The 21,869-nt window shown below is 46.1% G+C and carries 26 protein-coding genes and 1 pseudogene; 26 read left to right on the top strand and 1 reads right to left on the bottom strand.

Going from position 1 to position 21,869, the window contains the following annotated elements; genetic code table 11:
- Positions 1-8 precede the first annotated feature (8 nt).
- The 26 genes and pseudogenes from ACTQ1L_RS05225 (at position 9) to ACTQ1L_RS05100 (ending at position 20,467) form a co-directional block, all read left to right on the top strand.
- Complete coding sequence (locus ACTQ1L_RS05225; protein WP_117689805.1) at positions 9-269, top strand: tail protein X; 261 nt, start codon at positions 9-11, stop codon at positions 267-269.
- Positions 269-1,555, top strand: a complete 1,287-nt coding sequence (locus ACTQ1L_RS05220) for a phage late control D family protein (protein ID WP_441365787.1) — start codon at positions 269-271, stop codon at positions 1,553-1,555. The genes ACTQ1L_RS05225 and ACTQ1L_RS05220 overlap by 1 nt, the downstream gene beginning before the upstream one ends.
- Positions 1,556-1,567: 12 nt before the next feature.
- Positions 1,568-1,993, top strand: coding sequence for a hypothetical protein (locus tag ACTQ1L_RS05215; protein ID WP_117689807.1), 426 nt, complete (start codon positions 1,568-1,570; stop codon positions 1,991-1,993).
- Between the two features lie 11 nt (positions 1,994-2,004).
- Positions 2,005-2,727, top strand: a complete 723-nt coding sequence (locus ACTQ1L_RS05210) for a phage tail protein (RefSeq protein ID WP_441365786.1) — start codon at positions 2,005-2,007, stop codon at positions 2,725-2,727.
- Positions 2,728-2,741: 14 nt separating this feature from the next.
- Positions 2,742-3,050, top strand: a complete 309-nt coding sequence (locus ACTQ1L_RS05205) for a hypothetical protein (RefSeq protein ID WP_117689809.1) — start codon at positions 2,742-2,744, stop codon at positions 3,048-3,050.
- A gap of 7 nt (positions 3,051-3,057) precedes the next feature.
- A complete protein-coding gene (locus ACTQ1L_RS05200) occupies positions 3,058-4,203 on the top strand; it encodes a baseplate assembly protein (RefSeq protein WP_441365784.1) in 1,146 nt (381 codons plus the stop codon).
- Positions 4,196-5,101, top strand: a complete 906-nt coding sequence (locus ACTQ1L_RS05195; protein WP_441365783.1) for a phage tail protein — start codon at positions 4,196-4,198, stop codon at positions 5,099-5,101. Before ACTQ1L_RS05200 ends, ACTQ1L_RS05195 begins: the two co-directional genes overlap by 8 nt.
- Positions 5,102-5,105: 4 nt before the next feature.
- A complete protein-coding gene (locus ACTQ1L_RS05190; RefSeq protein ID WP_441365781.1) occupies positions 5,106-7,049 on the top strand; it encodes a phage tail-collar fiber domain-containing protein in 1,944 nt (647 codons plus the stop codon).
- A gap of 404 nt (positions 7,050-7,453) precedes the next feature.
- Positions 7,454-8,608: a reverse transcriptase domain-containing protein gene (locus ACTQ1L_RS05185; RefSeq protein WP_441365779.1), complete on the top strand. Its 1,155-nt coding sequence runs from the start codon at positions 7,454-7,456 to the stop codon at positions 8,606-8,608.
- The gene (locus tag ACTQ1L_RS05180) at positions 8,568-8,954 is read left to right on the top strand and encodes a hypothetical protein (protein ID WP_117689814.1); all 387 of its coding nucleotides are present in this window, start codon (positions 8,568-8,570) and stop codon (positions 8,952-8,954) included. Before ACTQ1L_RS05185 ends, ACTQ1L_RS05180 begins: the two co-directional genes overlap by 41 nt.
- A gap of 1 nt (position 8,955) precedes the next feature.
- Complete coding sequence (locus ACTQ1L_RS05175) at positions 8,956-9,114, top strand: XkdX family protein (protein ID WP_441365776.1); 159 nt, start codon at positions 8,956-8,958, stop codon at positions 9,112-9,114.
- Between the two features lie 151 nt (positions 9,115-9,265).
- Positions 9,266-9,640: a serine/threonine protein kinase gene (locus ACTQ1L_RS05170; protein ID WP_441365775.1), complete on the top strand. Its 375-nt coding sequence runs from the start codon at positions 9,266-9,268 to the stop codon at positions 9,638-9,640.
- Entirely contained in the window at positions 9,637-9,870 is a 234-nt protein-coding gene (locus ACTQ1L_RS05165; protein WP_441365774.1) for a hypothetical protein, read from the top strand. Before ACTQ1L_RS05170 ends, ACTQ1L_RS05165 begins: the two co-directional genes overlap by 4 nt.
- A gap of 59 nt (positions 9,871-9,929) precedes the next feature.
- Complete coding sequence (locus tag ACTQ1L_RS05160; protein WP_441365772.1) at positions 9,930-10,841, top strand: NlpC/P60 family protein; 912 nt, start codon at positions 9,930-9,932, stop codon at positions 10,839-10,841.
- Positions 10,842-11,132: 291 nt separating this feature from the next.
- A pseudogene (locus tag ACTQ1L_RS05155) lies at positions 11,133-11,561 on the top strand (ATPase, T2SS/T4P/T4SS family); the annotation flags it as partial.
- Positions 11,562-11,580: 19 nt separating this feature from the next.
- The gene (locus tag ACTQ1L_RS05150) at positions 11,581-12,330 is read left to right on the top strand and encodes a type II secretion system F family protein (RefSeq protein WP_441365770.1); all 750 of its coding nucleotides are present in this window, start codon (positions 11,581-11,583) and stop codon (positions 12,328-12,330) included.
- Positions 12,331-12,348: 18 nt separating this feature from the next.
- On the top strand, positions 12,349-13,578 hold the full coding sequence (locus ACTQ1L_RS05145; RefSeq protein ID WP_441365769.1) for a secretion system protein F: 1,230 nt from the start codon (positions 12,349-12,351) through the stop codon (positions 13,576-13,578).
- Positions 13,579-13,590: 12 nt separating this feature from the next.
- Entirely contained in the window at positions 13,591-13,758 is a 168-nt protein-coding gene (locus ACTQ1L_RS05140) for a Flp1 family type IVb pilin (protein ID WP_321110438.1), read from the top strand.
- Positions 13,755-15,287, top strand: a complete 1,533-nt coding sequence (locus ACTQ1L_RS05135) for a DUF5702 domain-containing protein (RefSeq protein WP_441365767.1) — start codon at positions 13,755-13,757, stop codon at positions 15,285-15,287. Before ACTQ1L_RS05140 ends, ACTQ1L_RS05135 begins: the two co-directional genes overlap by 4 nt.
- A gap of 16 nt (positions 15,288-15,303) precedes the next feature.
- Entirely contained in the window at positions 15,304-16,143 is an 840-nt protein-coding gene (locus ACTQ1L_RS05130) for a hypothetical protein (RefSeq protein WP_441365765.1), read from the top strand.
- 2 nt (positions 16,144-16,145) lie between these two features.
- Positions 16,146-16,553 (top strand): prepilin peptidase, encoded by a 408-nt coding sequence (locus ACTQ1L_RS05125; RefSeq protein WP_321110441.1) that lies wholly within the window; start codon positions 16,146-16,148, stop codon positions 16,551-16,553.
- Complete coding sequence (locus ACTQ1L_RS05120) at positions 16,553-16,909, top strand: hypothetical protein (RefSeq protein ID WP_441365764.1); 357 nt, start codon at positions 16,553-16,555, stop codon at positions 16,907-16,909. Before ACTQ1L_RS05125 ends, ACTQ1L_RS05120 begins: the two co-directional genes overlap by 1 nt.
- Positions 16,896-18,101: a DUF6382 domain-containing protein gene (locus ACTQ1L_RS05115; RefSeq protein WP_441365762.1), complete on the top strand. Its 1,206-nt coding sequence runs from the start codon at positions 16,896-16,898 to the stop codon at positions 18,099-18,101. Before ACTQ1L_RS05120 ends, ACTQ1L_RS05115 begins: the two co-directional genes overlap by 14 nt.
- 184 nt (positions 18,102-18,285) lie before the next feature.
- On the top strand, positions 18,286-18,906 hold the full coding sequence (locus ACTQ1L_RS05110) for a rhomboid family intramembrane serine protease (protein WP_321110444.1): 621 nt from the start codon (positions 18,286-18,288) through the stop codon (positions 18,904-18,906).
- Positions 18,907-18,917: 11 nt separating this feature from the next.
- A complete protein-coding gene (locus tag ACTQ1L_RS05105) occupies positions 18,918-19,907 on the top strand; it encodes an SCP2 sterol-binding domain-containing protein (protein WP_441365761.1) in 990 nt (329 codons plus the stop codon).
- Positions 19,908-20,050: 143 nt separating this feature from the next.
- A complete protein-coding gene (locus ACTQ1L_RS05100) occupies positions 20,051-20,467 on the top strand; it encodes an HIT family protein (RefSeq protein ID WP_012740982.1) in 417 nt (138 codons plus the stop codon).
- Between the two features lie 117 nt (positions 20,468-20,584).
- Here ACTQ1L_RS05100 and ACTQ1L_RS05095 read toward each other — a convergent pair whose 3' ends face one another.
- On the bottom strand, positions 20,585-21,661 hold the full coding sequence (locus tag ACTQ1L_RS05095; protein WP_321110447.1) for an undecaprenyldiphospho-muramoylpentapeptide beta-N-acetylglucosaminyltransferase: 1,077 nt from the start codon (positions 21,659-21,661) through the stop codon (positions 20,585-20,587).
- Positions 21,662-21,869 lie beyond the last annotated feature (208 nt).

Here is a 21,869-nt window from a genome sequence, read left to right as displayed (position 1 = left end):
GGATATAAGTGGCGAACGTTTACTACACAGAAGCAGGAGACACATGGGATAAGATCGCATACGACCAGTATGGATCCGAAAAGTTCATGCAACAGCTAATCCTGGCCAACTGGGACAAACTGGACGTGCTTGTATTCTCCGACGGGGAGGAAATCATCCTCCCCGATATCCCCGACGATGAACTCGACGACACACCGGTATGGAGATCTGATTCAGACAGAGACGATGGAATACCGGCTGCAGATGAAGACGAATCGGAGGTGGAGTAATGGCAGAAGCAAGACGCGTGATCCCGGATATAGACTTCAATGGGAAAAGCGCAAAGAAGTCGCTGGACGGTCTCACGGAACAGATCGAATACGACGACGTGGCATCCGGAGCCAGCGACACGCTCTCCATTCAGGTCTTCAACAAAGACATGAAATTCTTAAAAGGCTGGCTGCCGAAGAAGGGAGACCGGATCACGGCCAGCCTCACCTTTAAGAATTGGACCAAAGAGGGAGCAGACAAAAAGCTATCATGCGGAGACTTTCTCCTGGATGAGATGAAGATGACCGGAGGTCCGCTCGTGGCCACGCTTGGAGGAATATCAATCCCGACAAACTCGGCCATCAAGTCAACTAACAGAACAAAGACCTGGAAGAAAGTCAGCATTAAACAGATCGCCCAGGAGATCGCAAAGAGATACGGTCTGAAGCTCATCTTTGATGGACCGAACTACACCATCAAATCCATAGAGCAGACAGACAAAAGCGACAGCTCATTTTTATATGATTTGTGCAAGGATTACGGTCTCGGAATGAAAGTCTACAAGAGCAAAATCGTGATATGGGGAAAAAGCAAGTACGAAGGCAAAAAAGCCACAGCAACCATAAAACGCGCAGACTTCATCGGGGACGACTGGGACTACACGGACACGCTGGAAGGCACGTACACCGGAGCCCGGACGTCATATAAAAAGGGCAATGACAGCAAGGAAATCAGCATCTATGTCGGACTGGTTGGAGAAAAATCAAAAGGAGCCCGGACGCTGAAAATCAGCGAGCAGAGCGACAGCGAAAACGACGCCAGATACAAGGCTGCTGCCAAGGTCAACCTGGAGAACGAAAAAGCAACCGTGCTCACAGGAACGATATTCGCAAGGCCAGAAATCGTGGCCGGAATCTGCGTAACCGTGAAAGACCTCGGCAAAGCAGACGGAAAATACTTCGTGGACGAAGTGAAGACCAAAGTATCAGACAGCGGAACCACACAAGAGATTCAGCTGCATAAGTGTCAGAAGCAGCTCAAAGGAGATCCGCCACCAGCACCACCAGCACCACCGGCGCCAGCAAAGAAGACGTACAAGGTCGGCGACATTGTAAACTTCCATGGCGGAACACACTACTACAGTTCATATCCAGGAGCGCGAGGCTACAGCGCAAGAGCAGGCAGAGCAAGGATAACGCTCGGACCTGACTGCAGAGGAAATGGCCACGCACATCCATGGCACCTGATACACGTAGACAGCTCGTCGAACGTTTACGGATGGGTAGACGAGGGAACATTTGACTAGGAGGTAAATATCATGGCAGACAGAACCATCAGAATCGGGAAGGTCTCGTCCGTTGATTACGGAAGCGGAATGATCAAGGTCACATATCCGGATCTCGATAATTCCGTGACCGACGACCTCCCTTATTTAACATTCAATGATGAATACAAGATGCCGAAGGTCGGAGCCAGCGTGCTGGTCGTTCATCTTTCCAACGGATCCGCGATGGGAATCGTGGCCGGAACGTACTGGAACAGCAGCCACAGACCACCGGTCAGCGGCAAAGGCGTATATAGAAAAGACCTGGCGCAGGCAATCGGTGAAGCCTTCCTGCAGTATTCAGGAAGCTCGCTGCAGATTCATGCACCAGCAATCACTCTCGACGCTTCAAGGATCACACTGGCCACAAAGAGCGGAAGCATCACCGTGGCCGAAATCATCAACCACATCAAAGGATAGGAGGTATTCAGATGGCGACATACAAAGTCACAGCGAGGTCGGGGCTCCGCGTGAGAAGCAAGCCGAACGGAACCATCCTGACAGCAATGCCATACGGAACCACAGTATCCGGAGATGGGAAAAAGCAAGGCGGATGGTACCACGTAAAATACAAAGGAAGATGGGGCTGGTCTTATGGCCAATACCTGAAAACGGTCGCAGAGAAAAAGAAGACCGTGGCCAGCATTGCGGCCAAGAAGAAACCGGCCAAAAAGCCAAAGACAAAAAAAGCTAACAGCAAAAAGAAAACAGATACTAAGAAGAAGACCGATGAATCAAAGAACCGTGCAAAAGCAAAAGGAACGCTCGGCTGCTGGGGCACAGATCTGATATTCGAGGTCAATAGCGAGAAGATCCTGACAGCTAAAGATATCAAGGTATCGCAGGACTCCCGATGGACGAAGCACAACATCCTTCAGAACGTGCCGCGAGGGGAATTTAGCGGCCCGGATACAATGGGCGTCACTCTTACCATCACGTTATCTGCAGAGCATGGCGTGAAGCCAAGAAGCATGGTCGAGAAGATCCGGAAAGCCAACCGGAGCGGACAGGTGGAATACCTGGTTATTGGAGGCAAAATCATGGGATCCAATAAAATGGCAATCACAGCGACATCGGAGGCCTGGAACGAGATCTACAACAAGGGCGAGCTTGTGAAAGCCAAGATGGACGTCACATTCATGGAATATTCATAAGGGAGGGAATCTAAGTGGCTTTTATAAGAATTAACCAGATCAAAGACGCGGACGGTTCCATCGAACCGGATGAATTGGAACTGGCCAACGACATCATCGAAGCGATGATGATCACAAGAAAAGGATCTATCCCTGGAAGCCGGGGATACGGTCTGACACAGATCTTCATTGACATGCCAGGGCCGGACGCAATCAACATGATCACAGTGGAGCTCGCAGAGGCGATGGACGAATATATACCAAGCCTGGAGCTTCAAGACATAAAAGGAACCCAGGACGAAGAAGGCGTGCTGGAGCTAGATATTTACTTAGGAAGGAGGTAAAAAGAGCATGGCAATCGAACAGATCGAGAGACTCCCGGACGTCAGCTTCATCGATGACGACATCAACCTGGATGGAATCCAGAAGCAGATGCTCCAGGATTACCAGGACAAATACATGGAGGAAACCGGAGAAGAAACCGTGCTGGACAGAGGCGAACCGATCGCCCTGATCTTATACGCCTGCAGCGTGCAGATTTACCAGATGTACATGTACGTCGATAGAGCCGGAAAGCAGAACCTTCTCAAGTACGCATTCGGAGCCTTCCTGGACAACCTGGCAGCGCTCAAGGGCATCGAGAGAACTGCTGCCAAGCCAGCGACCGTGACGATGCGCTTCACACTTTCAGAGGCGCAGACCGGAGCAATAGCAATCCCGGCCGGAACCAGAGTCACGGATGGCGAGGCATACTTCACGACCGATAAGTATGCGGAGATTAAAGCAGGAGAGACCACAGTCGACGTGGCCTGCACTTCCATCGAGACCGGCGTAGATCTGAATGGAATCCATGAGGGAGCCATCCAGACACTCGTGGATCCAATCCCGTACATAGAGAGCGTGACCAACATCACGGAAACAGATGGCGGCGCGGATCCGGAGAGCGACGAATCCCTGAAGGACAGAATCTACATCGCACCGTCCCGCTATTCAACAGCAGGAACCGAGGAAGCATATATCTACTGGGTAAAGACTTACAACAGCACCATCGCAGACGTCAAGGTTTCAAGTGACAACCCAGGCGAGGTAGACATCGTATTCCTGATGGACGACGGAATCCCAAGTCAGGAGATGATCACAGGGCTGACGAAGTACATCACGGATCCAAACATCCGGCCGCTGACTGACAAGGTCGTCGTGAAAGCACCGACCGCGGTAAATTACAGCATCGACCTGATCTATTATATCAATTCTTCAGATTCAGGATCCGTGGCTACAATCCAGAGCAAGGTCGCTCAGGCAGTGGACGACTTCGTAACCTGGCAGCAGTCCAAGATCGGCCGAGACATCAACAGCTCTGAGTTGATCAAGAGAGTGACTGCAGCGGGAGCTAAGAGAGTAGAAATCAAGAGTCCGGTCTTCCAGAAGATCGGCGGCACTTCCATCGCGTACTGCACAAGCAAGAACGTGACATACGGAGGTGTTGAGGATGATTGATATTAGAAACGGAGAGCTCGCAGACCTCTGGCCGGATGAGACAAGTCCGGAATTTAAGAGCATAAGCTACGCGCTGCACATGGCAATCATTAGAATGCTGGAAAAAGCTGCAGGCGTAGGCAGCTCCTGCGACATCGATCACCTGGCGGAATCCACGCTGGACTACCTGGCCGTGGAAACGCGATCCATGTACTACGACCAGAGCGCAGACATCGAGACAAAGCGCTCAATCATAAAGAACACGCTCAAGTGGTACACGCAAGCCGGAACGGTAAAAGCAACAGAGGAACTGATCGCCTCGGTGTTCGGAGGCGATGCGAGACTGATCGAGTGGTTCGACTTCACCGAGCCGCCGATCGAAGCGAACACATTCGATGTGGAAACAGAGGCTCTGATGACAAAAGACATCATCAACGAGCTAACCTCAGTCATTAAAAAGGTCAAGAATTCAAAGTCCCACATCCGAAGGGTGACCGTGCTGCGAGAACTCCACTCAGCAGCAACCATGGCCACATGCATCACAGCAATAAATGAATGCACCGTGAGCAATCACGAGATATCAAATACAGACGCAACCGAAGGAATGAACGTGGCAGCAGTCACCGCACCGGTTACAGAGACCTACGCTCTGAATACCACAGCAGGAGACGTCCAGGCTACGGCCGGAGCATTTATCGCAAGCGCAACCGGAACCGAAGGAAGCACATACGTCCTGAATGATAATCAGGGAGCCACGGAGGCATCCGGCACCATCGATGTCGGGCCAGTCAATGCATCAGATGAAAGCACCCACGCGCTGAATGCAGAAACCGGCAAAGCAGACCTCTCACAAAGCGAAAGAGCTGCCATGAGAGCAAACATCGACTACCAGACAACAACAGTCATAAAGGAGGAATAAATCAATGCTTATTTGGAATCCAAGTAAACTGACCACGAAAGGAAAAGTGCTCCTGGCAAAGGCCCAGGCGGGCAGATGCACAATCAAGATCACGAAGGCGCAGACTGGATCCGGTCAGTACAGCTCCGGAGAGGCAACAGACACCAGAACGTCACTCAAGACACCGGTGCAGACGCTGCCGATCCACAGCAAAGAGATACAGAACGGAAGTACACTCGTTCTGAAGGTGGCGATCACAAATAAGACCAGCGACACGGACGTCCTGGAATCAGGATATGAAATCCGTGAGTTCGGTATCTTCGCGCAGGATCCGGACGATGGCGAGATCTTATACAGCATCGCAACCGCAAGCACCAGCGACTACATGCCAGCATACAATGGCGTGATCCCGTCCGTCATTTCCATGAGTTACTACCTGGAGGTAGCCAACGCATCAAGCGTCACTATCGTGACCGCAGGAGGTCTGGCACTTCAGAGCGACCTGGAAGCCCTGGCAGACAGAGTAACCATCATCGAGCAGGCAGCCGTGAAGAAATACGGAGCCAGAAAGAAAGTCGCCCAGCAGAGCTGCGGCGCAGAGAGCTGGGAGAGACTCGGTGGAGCTGTCGGCCTTACAGCCAAGGCAGCGGTCGGAACCGGAGACGTCCAGAACGACTTCATGAAGTCGGTATATCCATACAACGCCTGCAGACCGTGCAACATCAAAGAAGACGGAACCGTGACCGCTTACCTCGGAGATGCAAACTTCTCCTGGGACGGATCCAACGGAGACGTCATGCTGGAGATGCCGCTCTGCTACACATCCCGCTACTTTGAGACAGACAGCGATGGCGTAGAGTGGGAATACAGATGGGTATCATCCGCACCGGTGGATGGCCTGCATGTAAACCCGGCATTCACAGATGGAAGCAACATCAGCGAGAAGATCTACATCCCGATCTTCAACGGATCCGCCGGAAAGAGCGACGTAGGAGAAAAGGACGTCATCCGTTCGATCGCTGGAGCAACACCGCTCACAGAGGTAACCAGGGCAACATTCAGAACCCGCAGCCGCAACAAGGGAGCGAACTGGCAGCTTGACGACGTATGGAACATGTTCCTGCTCGACCATTTATTTATAATCATGTTCGCAGGAACCCAGGCGCAGAGAATCCTCGGAGCCGGACGTACCGAATTCAGAGAGAGCGAAAACGACAAAGCTCTGAAGACCAAGAAATCAACAAACTGCATCACGATCGCATCAGATAAAGCTGCCTACTTCTTCGTAGGACAGCAGATCGCCATCGGAACAGGAATGTGGTTACACAACGTCGTATGGGGCAGAACGATCACAGCATTCAAGGCATCAACAGAGGTGGAGGCAGCGACAGAAATCTACTTCGACGGAGATCCGGTCGACATTGCGGAAGGAAACGTAATCTGGTCATGCGTTCAGAAGACAGGCGAGACCACCGCAATGAAATGCCCGAACGGATGCCTGGAAAATCCCGAAGGGCCTACCGGAATCAAACTCTCCGGAAGACGCGCTGTCAGATTCCTGTGGATCGAGGACTGGTTCGGCAACATGTGGCAGTTCCGCGACGGAGTCAATATCCAGAATCGTCAGCACTTCTGCTGCAATAAGCGAGCAAGCTACGCAGACGACACATACACTGGGGACTACGAGAAGATCGGCTATGTATGCCAGACAAGTGATGGATACATTAAAAAGATGGGATTCGACAGCCTGCATCCAGAGTACGAGATGCCAGTGGAGATGGGTGGTGGAGCCGACGCATATATCGGCGATTACTACTACCAGAGCGAAGGAGGAACGCTGGTGATCTCCGGCGGGAGCGTGGACAACACCACGAGTGCCGGTCCCTTCTTCCGGACCTGTATCAGCGGTACGGGTGATGCGCACTGGGGCATCGGCGGTCGCCCTCATTGCCGCAAGGCTGCCATTTAAGGGGGACCGGGGGACATATCCCCCGGAACTAACGGCGGCATAATATGAAAAATAAGCAGGCGCAAGGACGAAGGCGCCTGCTGAATAAAACTAAACACAGGGAGCGTAACTGCGCGCGGCTGGTGATCTCCGGCGGGAACGTGAACAACACCACGAATGCCGGTCCCTTCTACCGGAACTGTAACAACGGTACGGGTAATACGAACTGGAACATCGGCGGTCGCCCACTTTGTTAGATTCTCGATTTTTATGGCATCATCGATTTATTCGTTAAGATAATGCCGCAGGTGCGCTTCCTCACCACTTGGTGAAAATGAGCCGCGAATGGCGCTGGTTAGTACGACAGAAATGTAGCTGGAAAGCCAGCGAGGCTAACAAAGAGAATCTGAAAGGAGATGCCATTCATGGAAGATACACAAAAGCAAGACAAGCTACCACCGATTAAATTCACAAAGCGAGTCGGTCATTTATTCGAGCACGTCCGTGATATTGATAACCTGAAGGAGGCGATCAAGGACGCAGCGAAGCATAAAAGGAAGCGCAAAGAGGTACAGAGGGTGCTCCAGGACATCGATGGACACGCGAGAGAGCTTCAGAAGATGCTGGATGATGAAACATTCATACCGGCCAAGTACACGATGCGACGAATCAACGATGGCATTCAGAAGAAGACCAGAGACATCGCAATCCCGCGATTCTGGCCAGATCAGTGCGTGCATCACGCATTCGTTCGCATTTTCAAACAGATCGTTCTGCATAGCGCCTATCCGTTCAGCTGCGGATGCGTACCGGGAAAAGGAACGCACGGAGCAAAGACCGCGATCGAGAAGTGGATCAGGAAGGATCCGAAGCACACCAAGTACGTCCTGAAGCTGGACGTCCGAAAATGCTATCCAACCATGAACCACGAAGAACTCCGGAAGAAGCTGCGACGCAGGATAAAAGATAAGAAGTTCCTGCGCCTGGCAGATCGGATCATCGCGAGCTTTCAACAGCCGATGGCCACGCACGAAAGACTGCTGCCGGAGACCGATGCGGTAGGCATCCCAGTCGGGCTCTTTACCTCGCCATGGTTCTGCAACTTTTTCTTTCAGGACATCGACCACAAGGTCGCCGAGAAAACCGGAACCGCGCACAACGTGAGATACGTGGATGACATGGTCTTGTTTGATTCAAGCAAACGACGACTGCACAAGGCTCTCGAATTCATCAGAACCGAAGTGGAGGCCACAAAGCAGACCGTCAAGGATAACTGGCAGGTTTTTATATTGAGCAAGCGCCCGCTTGACTTCTTAGGTTTCAAGTTCCATCCGAACAAGACAACCATCCGGAAGTCGATCATGCTAAGGATCAGCCGGAAAGCCAGGACGATCGCCAGAGCTGCATACGCATCCATCCGGAACGCGCACGCCATGGTTTCATACATCGGATATATCGTGAATTCAGACAGCCAGCGCTTCTACGAGAAGTGGGTGCGGCCGTTCGTGAATATAAAACAACTGAAAGGAGTAATCGCAGATGAAGACAGAAAGCAACATCAGGCCTGCGTCGCAGTTTGAAATTGAGGCGCTCCCGCCAATCGAAGGAAGATCCTGCACCGTCATTTTATATGACAATATCCAGGGACCATTCACACGCCAGGCTTCAGGAGAGGACCAGGAGCCACAGGAATACTTCACATTTGACCGCTACACAGTAGACACGATCTACAGAGAAGGCCTCGCTGCAGCAGTCGCAGCAGACACAGAGACCTGGATCCAGAATGCCAAGGAGGCGGAAGCATCCGGAGAACAGCCATCAGAGCTGGAAATCCTGACAAAGACCGTCACAAAGCAGCAGGCTCAGATCGAGTCGATCAACCAGAGCGTCGATGACATCACGCTCGCGATTCTTGGAGGTGAGTAAAATGTATGAAAGACTGAAAAGATTATACCAGGAAGGACGCGCGTCCGAAGCAATGCTGAAGAACGCAGTCAAGAGAGGATGGATCACAGATGAAGAAATGCAGGAGATCATCGCCTCAAAGAAAGAGCCAGAGGTTCCAGTGTCAACACCGGAATCCTGATAACACCTGCAGAAGAACATACAAGCCATGCACAGAAAGCTGCCGGAGCTTCGGCTCCTGCGGCGAGTGCGTGGCTTATTTTATACCAGCAGGACAGTACCCGTGCAGCAAATGCACGAATCTGAATATACCAGGAGGGAGGTAGGAACCAATGGACGTGACAGCAATTATCGTGGCCGCCAGCATTCCGTCCGCGTTCACAGGCTTCTGTTTCTGGCTCATCGAGCAGAATCTCAAGAAGCGTGCGGACAATGAAAAAGAGGAACGCGAGGAGCGCCAGAAACAGCTGGACGAACGCGAACAGATCAGAGAGAAGAATGAGCTCTGCATCATCAACAGCGTGAACGCAGCCATAGCGCTCGGAGAGGCTACAGCCAGAGCTGTGCAGAGAATCCCGGATGCACACTGCAATGGAGACATGCACGCAGCCCTGGAATACGCTCAGAAGGTCAAGCACGAACAAAAGAACTTTCTGAACGAGCAAGCACTGAAACATATCATCGAGGAAGGAGAACAAACATCATGAAAAACATCGACTGGAAAAGAAAACTGACAAGCAGAAAGCTCTGGACAGCAGTGGCATCATTCGTATCAATGATGATCGTAGCCACAGGAGGCGCAGAGAACACAGCCACACAGGTGACAGCTCTTATCATGGCCGGAGCTTCAGTCGTGGCTTACATCATCGGAGAAGGACTCACCGACTCCGCAAACATCGGATCCGACGATCCGTTCTCTGATGATTCAGAGAAATAAGAAACACATCACCCAGGGCGGCCAACAGGCTGCCATTTTTATTTAAGGAGGATAACACTATGAGCAAAATCGAAAAGGCAGTACAGCAGATGGAAGCATGGGCCAGAGATGACTCACATGGATATGACCAGACATACAGATGGGGGCAGCGTGGAGACTTTGACTGCTCTGCAGCAGTGATCCAGGCATGCGAGAACGCAGGGATACCAGTCAAGAGCAAAGGCGCAACCTACACCGGCAACATGCTCGCGGTATTCAAAAAATGCGGATTCGTTGACGTTACCAGCAAGGTAAATCGCTCGACCGGCGCAGGGCTTCTCCGTGGAGACGTTCTCCTGAACACTTTACACCACACAGCAATGTACTGCGGCAACGGCAAAGAGGTAGAGGCAAGCATCAACGAAAAAGGAACCGCAACAGGCGGCAAACCTGGCGACCAGACAGGTAAAGAGTTCCTGATCAGAAGCTACCGCAACTATCCATGGACCAACGTCCTCAGATACGCTGCAGAGTCCCAGGCTTCGGAATCCGGAAAGAAAGACGTCACTACCGTGGCCAAGGAAGTCCTCGCAGGCGAGTGGGGCAACGGTGATGAGCGAAAGAACAGATTGACTGATGCCGGTTACGATTACGCAGCAGTGCAGGCAGAGGTCAATCGCCTCGCAAGCGGAGCCTCAGCTCCCAAAAAGAGCACGACGGAAATCGCGAAAGAAGTCCTCGCAGGCAAGTGGGGAAACGGCAATGATCGCAAGGAGAAGCTCCAGGCAGCAGGATATAACTATGCAGCAGTGCAGGCGGAAGTCAATCGCCTGGCCAAAGGCGGAAGCTCCACAAAGAAAAGCGTGACCACAGTGGCCAAGGAAGTCCTCGCAGGCAAGTGGGGAAACGGAGATGCCAGAAAGAAGAAACTGCAGGCGGCTGGTTACGACTACAATGCAGTCCAGAAGGAAGTCAACAGACTTATGAGATAAGATGCTCCCGACATCAATGTCGGAAGCATAGACAGAAGCCAGGGAGGTCAAGCCTCTCTGGCTTCTTTTTTGATGGCCTCACTTTCGTCCGGAAAGAACCGGCGCATCTGGTACCGGCCAGCCCATGTAAAAGATACCAGAGCCATCTGGCCGGATGCCGCAGCTTCCTGCCTGGCAGCTCGGAAAGCCTGGTCCTGGCTCTGCGTTTCCATATAGAATCCACCAGCACCGTGTACACGATAGATCACATTCATAAAGACACCTCCGTAAATTTACTTTCACTTTTTTATATTGCGGGCGGACAGAATAATCGTTGGAGAATGCAGAGGAGCGGAGGCTTTGGATATGCTGCAGGCTATGAATACCGGTCATGATGGGTCACTGTCCACCGGACATGCAAATTCACCCGCTGATGCCATATCGCGAATAGAAGTTATGACATTGATGGGAGCAGAGGAGATGCCATTAAAGGCAATAAGGCAGCAGGTCGCATCGGGAATTGATATCATAGTACAGCTTGGCAGGCTGAGGGATAAAAGCAGAAGAGTTCTTGAAATATCGGAGATTGATAGCTTTACAGACGGAGAAATAATGCTCAATTCATTATATCATTTTGAGGAATCAGGGGTGGATGATGATGGAAGAATATTGGGGCAGCTTGTTAAAACAGGTACATTACGACATACGCAAAAGCTTTGCGCAGCAGGTCTTAAAATTTAGAGCGTAGAAAGGGTAATATATGGATTACAGCAAATATACCATGAGCTTTAAGGATTTGGGCTTTGTTTTGTTGAAAAGTGCAGCGGTTACGCTGGTCATAGCATATCTGTTTTACGATAGTATCATTCCTCTTATTATTTTTCCATTGATATTTATTTACATTTTCAGGCAATACAAAGTGGAAGCTGTCATAAAACAAAAGCAAAAGCTTACAGAAGAGTTTATGAATGTGCTAAAGATACTCAGTGCAAATCTGCTTGCCGGATATTCTGTCGAAAATGCCTGGAGGGAAGCAGAGGGTGAAATGCATATGATGTATGGCGAAAACTCGCTTATGCTTGCAGAGATAAGGGATATGAATAGGAAAATCAAGCTGAATCAGACGTTTGAGCAGGTGCTTTCGGAGTTTGCAGACAGGACAGAGGTGGAGGATATAGTCAATTTTGCCGATATTTTTTCTTTCGCAAAGAGGAGCGGAGGAAGCTTTGTGGATATCATTGAGTCTACAACCTACAGAATGTGGACAAAATATGATACAAACCGGCAGATTGAGGTCTCAGTATCTGCCAAGAAGCTTGAGCAGAAGACTATGAACTATATTCCTATAGTGCTTTTGGCTTTTCTGAAAATTGCCTCATATGATTACATGTCAGCCTTATATCGAAATTTCACAGGAATCATTTTTATGACGGTATGTTTAGGCGCATACGCGATGGCGATAAAGCTGGCAAACAGGATTTTGAGTGTAAATATCGGTATATCAAAATAATCTAATGGGAATGAACATATGGATAAAAAGAAAAATCTGAAAATTGTGGTGGCATGTATAGCCTTTTTACTGCTTGCATTTGCGATGGACAAATCATCAAATAATGTGGCAGATAATACTCTTATGCGCAATAAAACCGGTGATGGCGATGAGTCGGTCGATTTGATATTAAATGCAGATGGGCTTGATAAAAATTATAAATATCAGCTTGATGTAAAAGAGGCGATACCATCCGAAAAGCAGGCAAATGAACTTTTTGAAAAGGCAAAGGAGCAGATAGATAAGACATTTTGTGAGGATGATCAGACTTTGGAGCATGTTATGGGGCATGTGAATATGAATGATTCATATGTGTCAGGAAGTGTGGAAGCCGAATGGAATCTCAGTGATTATGATATCGTAGATTATGAGGGAAATGTATTGCAGGAGGCATTTACCGGTGATGAAGATGAAACGTCAGGAAAGCTTATAACTGCAAGTGTCTCATTGAGCTGTGGCGAATATAAGCAGATGTATGAATTTTCGTTTTTAGTATTTCCGGATAAGCTGGATTCCGGGCAGAGGCTGATCAGGGATATCAACAGGCAGCTTCAAAAGGAAATGGAACAGCCGGGGACGAAGGAGCTTGTGCTTCCAAATGAAATCGACGGGAAAAAGCTCAACTGGTCTAAAGAAAAAAGCAGTTCTGTCATGAAGGTGGCATTACTTGAAGCTGTTGTAATTGTTCTTTTATTTTTATCAAGGAAAGAAAAAGAAAGAAATGCCATAAAGGACAGAAATACAAAGCTGCAGCTTGAATATCCGGAAATAGTGAGTAAAATGGCTGTTTTAATGGGGGCAGGAATGACTGTTGAACAGGCATGGAATAGAATTACCGCTCGTTATAGCGACGAGAGGAGAAAAAATAAGGCATATATATTGCCTGCATATGAAGAAATGCTGATTACGGAAAGGGAGATTTCTGATGGTGAGATGGGGCGAAAAGCCTATGCAGGATTTGCGGAAAGAATAAATATTCCGTGCTATCAGAAGTTTGTTCGTATTATTTTGCAGAGTATTCACAAAGGAAGCAAGGGTGTATGCGAGGCATTGGAGAAAGAATCGGAGGAAGCATTTGATGAAAGAAGGCTTTTGGCACTGAGAATGGGCGAGGAAGCCGGAACGAAAATGCTTGTGCCGATGATGCTTATGATGGTTATAGTAATAGCAATAGTTATAGCACCCGCAATCATTGATTTTAAGATGTAGAAAGGAAAAATTATGTTAGGATTTAAGAATTTTTTGTTGGATGAGGATGGAGCTGGAGTAGTGGAAATGATACTAATTATTGTCGTTTTGATAGGCCTTGTGCTGATTTTTAAGGAGCAGCTCACAAAGCTTGTGAATAATATATTTAAAACTATAACAAAACAGGCTGGTAAGGTGTGAAAGGCAGCATAACAGTATTTGCTACAATGCTTTTGATGCTGGTATCTCAGTTTTTGTTTACGGTACTTGAGGCCGGCAGAAATCTGGAGCTCAAAAATGTCGCAAAAATGAACTCGGAGGCGGTAGCGGAATCGGTATTTGCACAATACTGCCGCCCCCTCTGGGATGAATACCGCATCCTGACATACGATGCCGGAAGCGATTCAGCGGGGAATGTTGATATTCAAAATATAAAGGCATATATGAAAAATGTTTCCGCTGATAATTTTAAGACAGGTACAGATGGGAGCATTTCAGCTGGGACGAGTGTTTTGCGTCTTTCCATGGACGAGCTTGACCCGGTGAAGTATGCACTCATCACAGATGACAACGGTGATGTGTATACGAGGCAGGTTGTTTCATATATGAAGAACAATTTGTCATATGAGACAGCAAGAAAGCTGTACAGCAAATACAGTTCAATTAAGGATACTGTAGATAACAGTAAATATGATGACAGTAGTGTGGATAACGCAATGGATGCACTGAATGCACAGGAAAAGGGCGATAATAATAATACCGCAAGGCCATCTGCAGTGCGGGGTACACCAGGTAGTTCAGCGAAGAATAAAAGCAGCTCACAAAATAATTCAAAGGGTACAGAGACTGAAAATCCGCTGGTTAAGGTACAGCAGGTCAGGAAGACAGGGATACTGTCGCAGGTGGTCAATGAAGCAAATGTGTCCGGAAACAGTATAGATATAAATGAATGTGTATCTCACCGAAAGCTTAATCAGGGTACGGGTGATTTTTCATATGATGAGGACTGGTATTCGAAAATATTGCTGCAGCAGTATTTTCTCACTTATTTATCCAATTACACGGATAGCGGAAGCAGTCATGCCATGAATTATGAGGTGGAATATATAATTGGTGGAAAATCAAATGATAAGGATAACTTAAAGAAGGTTGTGACAGAAATATTAATGATACGTGCGGCATGTAATGCTGCATATCTGGCAACAGATCAGTCCAAACAGGCTGAAGCGGCGGCACTTGCTACGGTAATAGGAGCAATCACATTGAATCCTGAGGTTATCAAAGCTCTGAAAATAGGTATACTGGCAGCCTGGGCTTATTGTGAGAGCGTGCTGGATGTAAGGGCTTTACTTGCCGGAGACAAAGTTGTGATGATGAAAAGTGATTCGACCTGGACCACTAAGCTTCTGGGAATGACTACGATGCTGACAGGTAAAGCAAAAGCTAAAAGCTGTAGTACAGGGGTGAGCTACAAAACATATCTGGGTATGCTTTTGTTCTTTAAGAGTGAGAGGGCGATGGCATATCGCGCAATGGATGTACAGGAGGCAACAGTACGTCAGACACAGGGCTATGAAAGCTTTAGGATGGACAACAGCATATGTGAGATGAGCATAGATGTTACATATAAATATCATGGATTGTTTTTATGCTTTGTGAATCTCCTGGAGGGTGCAGACAATGAGTTTTCCATAAAAAATAAAGCAAGGTATTCGTATTGCAGTGAGTAATAAAGGGGGCAGGTGTATGCTGGTGTCTTTTGGAATAGCAAACAAAATTAACAAATGTAATATCAAGTCAAAACTCCCAGGCGACGATGGTAAACAACAAAAGATACCATCATGCATCTGTCTCAAAGGCTCTTATACCCTTGAAGCGGCAGTGATATATCCGTTAGTGGCATGCTTCTTTGTATTTATCATGTTGTTTTTCAGAGTGATACAGGTCGAGGCACAGGTTAAAGCTGCGCTGTATTATTCGGGAAGAATGAGTGCTCTTGCAAGCAGCGCCAATGATTCAACGGTTATTACTGTGGCAACGGCTGAGGCCTTGTTTAGAAGCAGACTATCTGATTCAAAGCTTGTGGATACATATGTAAGCGGAGGATATGGCGGAATATCGCTTTTGGGCTCTAGTCTTGATGGAGATGACGTGGCACTTAAAGCTAAATATAAGATTAAGCTTCCAATCAATTTTTTTGATATTAATGGAATCTGGATAGAGAATCACAGTAACCATAGAAAATGGATTGGCAAAAATCCGGATGAGCAGACAGACCCGTATGTTTATTATACTGACTATGGGAATGTTTACCATTTGTCAGACCAGTGCAATTATCTGGATTTAAGTATAAAAAGCGTCAAATGGATAAATATTGGGAGCTATAGGAATAAAGATGGTAATAAATACAGCGCGTGTTACTGTGCAGCGGATAAAAAAACGGACGCATCAACGGTTTTTATTACAGATTATGGCACACAGTATCACAGCAGACTGGGGTGCAGCAAGCTTAAGAGAACAGTGCACATGATACATAAATCGCAGGTGCAGGGTAAAACTATGTGTAATAAATGTAAAGGAGAATAAAAGTGATACAGTTAATCATTTTCCTTGGAATAATAAGCATAATTGATATTTCGACCAAAAAAATACCGGTTATACTGTTGATTATTATGGGGATTGCAGGTGGGGTATATATCATATCATGTGATAAATCAGTCATAAATACAGTGATTTCAATAATACCAGGTGGAATACTGCTTATGATGGCCTTTTTTACAAAGGAGCAGATAGGCTATGGAGATGCAGTGGTTGTGACACTTATGGGGTTATTTGTATCGGTGGATATAGTATGCAGCTCCCTGGTTATGGGACTTACGATAGCAGGAATAGTGTCTGTCGTTTATATAGTTATTAAGAGAGCAGACAGGAAAAAACAGATTGCATTTACCCCTTTTCTGCTATTGGGATATGGATTGACAGGAGTATTTTTATAATGAAAAAACAAGATAAAAATGCAGTAAAAAATGCAGATGAAAATATATATGAAAATATATACGAAAATGCAGGTATAGATGAAAATACAGATATATATGAAATTCCAGATAATATTGCAGATAAACAAAAATTAAATATAGATTTATTATACTCTCTGAATGGTAGTTATACCGTTGAGGGTGAAATTATTATACCTATATTTATTTTTATGATGGCTGTTGTGATGAAGATGGGACTGTTGTTATATCAGGAGATAAAGACAGATACATCATATGAGACGGCTACAGATATGTGGCTGGTTGATGACTTTTATAATTATCAGGTGGTAAAGGAGGTAGTAGATGAACTGCAATGAAATAGTATATGAGAGAAGAATGACAGGCAGCTTTATGAAATTACGATGTGACGGAGTAAAGCCGTTAGATGAAAAGATTTTACTTAAGAACACTATCCCCGGATTTTTATCCATGGAGAAGTGTTATGTGAACAATGAAGGACAGTACTGGTATGATATTTCAGGTATGCAGTCGTTGGAGATGAGGTGTCAGTATAATGACATCAAGCTTGAGTTTTTGGAGAAGCTCGTGGTCAGCATTTGCAATAAAATGGAGCTTTTGGAGAACCATCTGGTAAAGCCGGAATGCATGCTTTTTGCCCCTCAACTTATCTATACAAAAGCGGAAGAAATATATTTTACGGCGTATCCGGCTGAGATGAAGACAATTTACACGTCATTTCAGAATTTGATGGAATTTATGCTGACAAAGCTTGATCACAGTGATGCTGAGGCAATACACATTGCGTATGGCATATATGAGAAAACGCTGAATGGGAATTATAGCATTTCCGACATAAGGAATGCCATAATAGAGGAAAGACAGAAAAAAGTGGCAGAAAAGCCTGTGGATGAGATAATTGCTCCAATTTCACAGCCTTTGCCAAAGCAGGAGGAACCAAAGCAGATAGAGCAGGCTCCATCATTTTATGATAAGCTTCGGATATATTTGCTGGAGCGGCTGGATATTAAACTGCCTGAAATAAAAAAGGCGGATAAGACAAATAAATCAGATTCAAAACAATTAAATTCAAAACAATCAAATTCAAAGAGAATGAAGCTCAAACCTCAAAAAGACAGTCGGAGGAAAAGAACCATAGAGCCGGAGGATGAGGCTGTTATTATACAGCCGGGGGAGGAAGCAGAGGTGATGCCGCGTCAGGTGCATCCTACGGTATGTTTAAGTGATTACAGGGAGCATCCGCAGGGAATGCTCTTGTACGAAGGAATGGAGAATAGAAATAATATCATAATAGACAAGGAATGCACCCGCATAGGTCAGACTGATGAGTCTGATGCAGTGATAGGCAAGGATACCATAAGTCGTTTTCATGCTGTAATTAATAAGGAAAATCAGGAATTCTATATTGAGGATTTGAACTCCACAAATGGAACCTTTGTGAATGATGAAGTATTGGCCTATAAAGAAAAAAAGCTGCTTAAATCAAATGATATAGTCAGATTTGCTGATGTGAAGTACAGGTTTGTGTGATATGTATCCTTGAAAAGGCCTGCGGATATAAGTATAATTATATCTATATTTATATTTATGATTATACCTATACTTATGGTCATATATGAATTTATGATTGTACCTATACTTATGGTCATACTTATATTTGTTATTAATAATGGACAGCTTATCATAATTATTTAACAGGGAGTAGATTACAGACTTGCACAATAAAAATTATTACGATTCAAAACCTTATATCACGACGGCTGTTATTGCGGCGAATATCATAGTATTTGCGGTGATGAGTATTTTCGGAAATACGCTGGATGCACAATATATGGCTGAGCATGGAGCAATGTATCCACCATATGTGGCAGAAAATGGCCAGTACTGGAGGATGTTTACGTCTATGTTTATGCATTTTGGTCTTATGCATATTTTAAATAATATGATAATGTTAGGTGCGGTTGGGCGTATTGTGGAGATTGCGATGGGGCATGTCAGATTTTTGATTGCATATATTGTGGCCGGAATATGCGGAAGTGTTTTGTCATATGCAATTATGCTGCACAATAATGATTATGCTGTTTCGGCAGGTGCTTCAGGGGCAATATTTGGCATGGTTGGGGCATTAGTCTGGATTGTGATTGCCAACAGAGGATTTTATGAGGGAATCAGCAGACAGCAGGTTATATTTATGGTTATTCTGATGATATATTACGGAGTTTCTACGTCGGGTGTAGACAATTGGGATCATCTGGGTGGACTTGCAGGTGGATTTATCATTTCAATTGTATTGTATAGAAAAAAGAGATATAATAAAAATATCATTCTTGAATAGGAGAATACAATATGAAAATAAATATTTACTATGGTGGAAGAGGGCTGTTAGATGACCCTACATTGTATGTAATAGGCAAGATGGAAAATGTGCTTCGGGAGCTTCGGGTAAAGGTTGAGAGATATAATATATATGAGCACAAGAATGAGATTGCAACACTTCCTCAGACCTTTAAGGATGTTGACGGTATTATACTGGCTACGACAGTTGAATGGCTGGGCATAGGCGGATATATGCAGCAGTTTCTTGATGCGTGCTGGCTGTATGGAGACAAGGAAAAGATAAGTACGACATATATGCAGCCGATTGTCATGTCAACTACATATGGAGAGCGTGAGGCAGAGACGACACTGGCAAATGCATGGGAGATACTTGGAGGATTGCCGTGCTCCGGACTTTGTGGATATGTGGAGGATATTTCCGCTTTTCAGCTCAATAAGGAGTATAATCTTATCATAGAAAAGCGCGCAGAAAATCTATACAGGACGATATCTCAAAAGATTAAGAGTCTTCCGACCAGCAATCAGGCAGTAAAACAGAGTGTACTCAGGACGCAGCAGCTTAATCTGACTCCGCAGGAGAGTGAGCAGCTTTCAAAGTATGTGTCAGATGATACCTATGTAAAGCAGCAGAAAGAGGATATAGAGGAACTTGCCACTATGTTCAAGGATATGCTTGGACAAAAGGACGATGAAAGTGATATGCCATATACTAAAGAGTTTGAGGCACATTTTATTCCTCTGGCCGATTTTACGGCATGTTATTCTTTTACTATAGAGGGCATCAAAAAGCCGCTATATATAAAGGTCGACCAGGATAAGCTTGATATACATTATGGCGAGGAGGATCCGGTTGACGTATATATGAAGATGTCCCAGAGCATTATCGAATCGATAATAGATGGTCACATGACATTCCAGAGAGCATTTATGACCGGAGAGATGACGGCAAAGGGTAATTTCAAGACACTGCGCATGCTCGACCAGATATTTCCGTTTTAACTGACTTTTGGATTACAACAACTTTTGAATTACAGCAACTTTTTAATTACAACAATGTAAGTATTCAGGATTATCCTACGTACAATCGCAAAAGTGGTTTTGAATGGTTGCATAATAATTATAATATATATGAGGTGACAAGGATGAAAGACGATAACTGTATTTTTTGTAAACTGGCAAATGGGGATATCCCGACCAATTCAATCTATGAGGATGATGACTTCAAGGTAATACTTGATGCAAGTCCTGCCACAAAGGGACATGCACTTATCCTCCCGAAGCAGCATTATGCAAATATTTTCGAGATTGAGGATGAGACACTTGCCAAGGCGGCAAAGCTTGCAAAGAAGATTATGACACATGAGAAAGATGTGCTTGGCTGTGAAGGCTACAACCTGGTACAGAACAATGGCGAGGTGGCAGGCCAGACAGTATTCCATTTCCATATGCACCTGATTCCAAGATATGAGTCAGATGACAACAAGAATGTCATAGAGTGGAACCATAAGGAGTTCACTGATGATGAGATGAAGAAAATCTGTGACGAGATGAGCATGTAATAGCTGCTAATAGTTGCACATTATTAAAAAACAAAAAGCCCGGATATGCAAATGTAGTTCATATCCGGGCTTTTTCTTTTTTATGATATGCAATGACGCTTTAAACAGACTCTGACCCTATGACGACTTCTTCACCTGAGAGTTAATCAAATCGATTATGGTGGCGATGGAATCCATCTGACCGCTCTTTGCCATGGCATCCTTATATTTATCCCTGTTGCCGTACACCTCTTTTACTGCGCTAAGCAGAGAATCCTTTGTGAGCTCCTCCTCCTCGATGACATACGAAAAGCCCTGCTTTTTGAAGGATTTTGCATTTAATACCTGGTCTCCGCGGCTGGCAGCAGCAGAAAGAGGAATCAGAATGTTTGGCTTGTGCAGAGCAAGCAGCTCGCAGATGGAGTTGGCTCCGGCTCTTGAAATAGCCATGTCAGCCAGAGCAAACATGTCGGTGAGCTCAGCATTTGCGTACTCAAACTGTGCATAGCCTGTGATTCCGGCAAGCCTGTTGTCCAGATTGCCCTTTCCGCAGAGGTGAATCACGTAGAAATCCTTAAGGAGCTCAGGAAGAATTTCACGGACAGCTTCATTGACCTTTTTAGAGCCAAGACTTCCTCCGATGATGAGGATGACAGGCTTATTGTGGTCAGGAAAATTACAAAGTTTTATGGCATTTTCGGCAACGCCACTAAAAAGCTCGCGTCTGATAGGTGAGCCGGTGAGCACGGCCTTGTCAGCAGGCAGATATTTCATGGTCTCAGGGAAATTGCAGCAGACCTTTTTGGCGCCCTTTATGGCGATTTTGTTGGCAAGTCCAGGGGTGATATCTGACTCGTGGATGATAGCAGGCACGTGGCAGTGCTTTGCTGCAAGCACGACAGGTACGGAAACGAAGCCACCCTTAGAAAATACTACATCAGGCTTGAGCTTTTTCATGAGGCTTACAGCCTGACCGTAGCCCTTTAACACACGGAAAGGATCTGTAAAGTTCTTCCAGTCAAAGTATCGGCGCAGCTTTCCGGATGAAATGCCATGATAAGGAATCTTCTGGGCCTCGATAAGACCTTTCTCCATTCCGTTGACTGAGCCGATGTATTCGATATCGTATCCGGCCTCCTTAAGTGCCGGCATAAGAGCGATATTTGGAGTGACATGACCAGCAGTGCCGCCACCTGTCATAACTATTTTCTTCATAAATATATGTATCCTTTCTTGCATTACTGCTTTATATTCTTTAACGGTTTTGAATAGTTACCTTTTTATATTATACTCAACACAATAAAAGTCAATACCAAGTTGCCGGCGAAAGTTTGCCCTGCAATACCAAACAAATGTCGAAACTTGCGACCGATAGGAACTGTTAAGTTCAAGTGAATTGGTTATAATAATCAATAGTACATCA

It is taken from the genome of Agathobacter sp. LCP21S3_B2 (genome assembly GCF_052118705.1).
Lineage (GTDB): Bacteria > Bacillota > Clostridia > Lachnospirales > Lachnospiraceae > Roseburia.
Note: the sequence above shows the minus strand (reverse complement) of the source record. Positions and strands in the feature narration are given on the sequence as shown.

Coding starts and splice junctions, on each gene's coding strand:
- ACTQ1L_RS05190 (WP_441365781.1), top strand. CDS start 5,106: ATGCTTATTTGGAATCCAAGTAAACTGACCACGAAAGGAAAAGTGCTC.
- ACTQ1L_RS05160 (WP_441365772.1), top strand. CDS start 9,930: ATGAGCAAAATCGAAAAGGCAGTACAGCAGATGGAAGCATGGGCCAGA.
- ACTQ1L_RS05180 (WP_117689814.1), top strand. CDS start 8,568: ATGAAGACAGAAAGCAACATCAGGCCTGCGTCGCAGTTTGAAATTGAG.
- ACTQ1L_RS05170 (WP_441365775.1), top strand. CDS start 9,266: ATGGACGTGACAGCAATTATCGTGGCCGCCAGCATTCCGTCCGCGTTC.
- ACTQ1L_RS05100 (WP_012740982.1), top strand. CDS start 20,051: ATGAAAGACGATAACTGTATTTTTTGTAAACTGGCAAATGGGGATATC.
- ACTQ1L_RS05150 (WP_441365770.1), top strand. CDS start 11,581: ATGGATTACAGCAAATATACCATGAGCTTTAAGGATTTGGGCTTTGTT.
- ACTQ1L_RS05140 (WP_321110438.1), top strand. CDS start 13,591: ATGTTAGGATTTAAGAATTTTTTGTTGGATGAGGATGGAGCTGGAGTA.
- ACTQ1L_RS05165 (WP_441365774.1), top strand. CDS start 9,637: ATGAAAAACATCGACTGGAAAAGAAAACTGACAAGCAGAAAGCTCTGG.
- ACTQ1L_RS05105 (WP_441365761.1), top strand. CDS start 18,918: ATGAAAATAAATATTTACTATGGTGGAAGAGGGCTGTTAGATGACCCT.
- ACTQ1L_RS05115 (WP_441365762.1), top strand. CDS start 16,896: ATGAACTGCAATGAAATAGTATATGAGAGAAGAATGACAGGCAGCTTT.
- ACTQ1L_RS05210 (WP_441365786.1), top strand. CDS start 2,005: ATGGCGACATACAAAGTCACAGCGAGGTCGGGGCTCCGCGTGAGAAGC.
- ACTQ1L_RS05095 (WP_321110447.1), bottom strand. CDS start 21,661: ATGAAGAAAATAGTTATGACAGGTGGCGGCACTGCTGGTCATGTCACT.
- ACTQ1L_RS05145 (WP_441365769.1), top strand. CDS start 12,349: ATGGATAAAAAGAAAAATCTGAAAATTGTGGTGGCATGTATAGCCTTT.
- ACTQ1L_RS05175 (WP_441365776.1), top strand. CDS start 8,956: ATGTATGAAAGACTGAAAAGATTATACCAGGAAGGACGCGCGTCCGAA.
- ACTQ1L_RS05120 (WP_441365764.1), top strand. CDS start 16,553: ATGAAAAAACAAGATAAAAATGCAGTAAAAAATGCAGATGAAAATATA.
- ACTQ1L_RS05195 (WP_441365783.1), top strand. CDS start 4,196: ATGATTGATATTAGAAACGGAGAGCTCGCAGACCTCTGGCCGGATGAG.
- ACTQ1L_RS05215 (WP_117689807.1), top strand. CDS start 1,568: ATGGCAGACAGAACCATCAGAATCGGGAAGGTCTCGTCCGTTGATTAC.
- ACTQ1L_RS05185 (WP_441365779.1), top strand. CDS start 7,454: ATGGAAGATACACAAAAGCAAGACAAGCTACCACCGATTAAATTCACA.
- ACTQ1L_RS05220 (WP_441365787.1), top strand. CDS start 269: ATGGCAGAAGCAAGACGCGTGATCCCGGATATAGACTTCAATGGGAAA.
- ACTQ1L_RS05200 (WP_441365784.1), top strand. CDS start 3,058: ATGGCAATCGAACAGATCGAGAGACTCCCGGACGTCAGCTTCATCGAT.
- ACTQ1L_RS05130 (WP_441365765.1), top strand. CDS start 15,304: ATGCTGGTGTCTTTTGGAATAGCAAACAAAATTAACAAATGTAATATC.